The organism is Streptomyces sp. SM11 (assembly GCF_002910905.1).
GTDB lineage: Bacteria > Actinomycetota > Actinomycetes > Streptomycetales > Streptomycetaceae > Streptomyces.
On sequence record NZ_NEUE01000005.1, the window covers coordinates 1 to 1,808 of the forward strand.

A 1,808-nucleotide genomic window follows, 5' to 3' on the forward strand; every position below is an offset into this window, starting at 1 on the left:
TGACGGCGGCGGCGCTGCGGGCGGTCATCAGGGGCAGCGGGTCGAAGGGGGCGACCGGGTCGTGCCGCAGCCGCCGGGCGTAGTCGGCCTCGGCGGCGAGCGCGTCGGCGAGCGCGTCGCGCTGGGCGCCCCATCTGCGGACCGGGAAGAGGACGATGAGCGCCGCCTGCACCAGGCCGCCGACGGCGATCATCCCCGCGTGGGCGGCGGCGTCCACGACCGAGGTGGGCAGGGTGATCGTCACCAGCATGATCGCGACGTTGGACGAGGCGATGATGCCGCCCGTGGGGCCCGCGGCCCAGGCGAGGCCGGCGAGGAACGTCCAGGCGCCGAGCAGGCACAGGAAGAGCACGACGTGCGCGCCGCTGACATAGCCGACGAACGTCGAGACGGCGAGGCTCACGCCGGAGACCAGGGCGAGGACGGGGCGGGGCCGCCAGCTGCGCTGGAAGGTGGCGATGGCCGCCTGGAACGCGCCGAACGCGGAGCTCGCCGCGATCTCCGGCCCGAACAGCACGAGGCCGGCCCCGACGACGAGGGCGAGTCCGGCCGCACCGCGAAAGGCGATGAGGGGTTCCAGCCTCTGCCGCTCGATCTCCAGCCCCGAGCGGGCGGTCTCCTTCAGCGCCCGGAGCCAGCTCATGGGCCGAGCCTAACCGCAAACCAGGACAAGCCGGGCGCCGCCGGTCGGTGTTACGCCATGATTCGGCCGTCGGGTCCCTGGGGTGCGCCGCTGCCCGTGCGGGCCCGGTCGGCGGCCTCGGTGCCGTGCGTCCAGCCGTCCAGGTCGCTGACGCCGCGGACCCGGGTGGTCGTGGTCCTCGGGAACATCCGCCCGGCGGTCTCGGTGACCGCGACGTCCCGGGCGGCGAGGACGGGAAGCAGCCCGGCGCCCTGATCCGTATCGGATTCGGCCGCCGCCGTGACCTGCTCGGCGCCGTCGGCGAGCCGGCGGCCGAGCCGCTGGGCGTACCCCATCAGGAAAGCCTGCCGGAAGGTCTTGGTCCGTTTGCGCCCCCCGGCGCGCTGCCCGGTCTCCGCCCGGGTCATCGCGGCCGTCCCCTGGACGAGCAGGGAGGTGAACAGCAGCTCGACGGCCTCCAGGTCCGGCTCGAAGCCGACGACCGTGCTGAAGCCGAGGCCGTCGTTCCACACGGCCCGGCACCGGTTCGCGGAGGCGACGGCGTCGAGCAGGATCGCCTTGGCGCTCTCGTACGGGGGCTCCACCCCGATCCGGCAGGCGCCGGGCGTCCCGGGGCTCCGCGTCCGGGCGGCGAGGAGGGCCTCGTCGATGCTGTGCCGGGCCATCAGCTCCTGCGCCTTGGCGGTCAGCGCCTCGGCCTCCTCCGGGAAGCCCGTCGCCTCCGCCTTCGCCAGCAGCGCCCGGATCCGGGTGAGCATGCGGGGCTCGTCGGCGGCGGGCGGACGGTGCAGGTGGTCGGCGGCCGCGCCGGGCGGGGGCCCCACGGGCTCGATGGCGGGCAGCCGCAGCAGCAGCCGGTACAGCTCCAGCAGGTCGGCGGCGTAACCGAACCGGTCGGGTCGGTTACGGGGCACGGGCGGCGGAAGCTCGGCGAGCTGCTGCCGCCAGCGGGGCGGGAGCTCCCCGTACCGGGCGGTCTCGGCGGCGATCAGGGTCGCGGCCAGCGCCGCCCGCCGCTCGTCCAGCTCCCGGCGGACGAACCGGACCAGGTCGGCGGGGTGCCAGCCCCGGTCCCACGCCCGGCGCACGAACTCCTCGCCGCGCCGGTGCGCCTCCGCGTCGGCGTCCGGGGCGGCGGCGAGCAGGGACGCGCCGGTGTCCAGGG

At 76.2% G+C, this 1,808-nt stretch carries 1 protein-coding gene and 1 pseudogene; both read right to left on the bottom strand.

Annotated elements, in window-relative coordinates:
* Window positions 1–643: pseudogene (locus B9S58_RS00195) on the bottom strand (YccS/YhfK family membrane protein); the annotation flags it as partial.
* A 50-nt stretch (window positions 644–693) separates the two neighbouring features.
* Complete coding sequence (locus tag B9S58_RS00200) at window positions 694–1,806, bottom strand: DUF2786 domain-containing protein (protein WP_258044118.1); 1,113 nt, start codon at window positions 1,804–1,806, stop codon at window positions 694–696.
* Window positions 1,807–1,808: the final 2 nt, after the last annotated feature.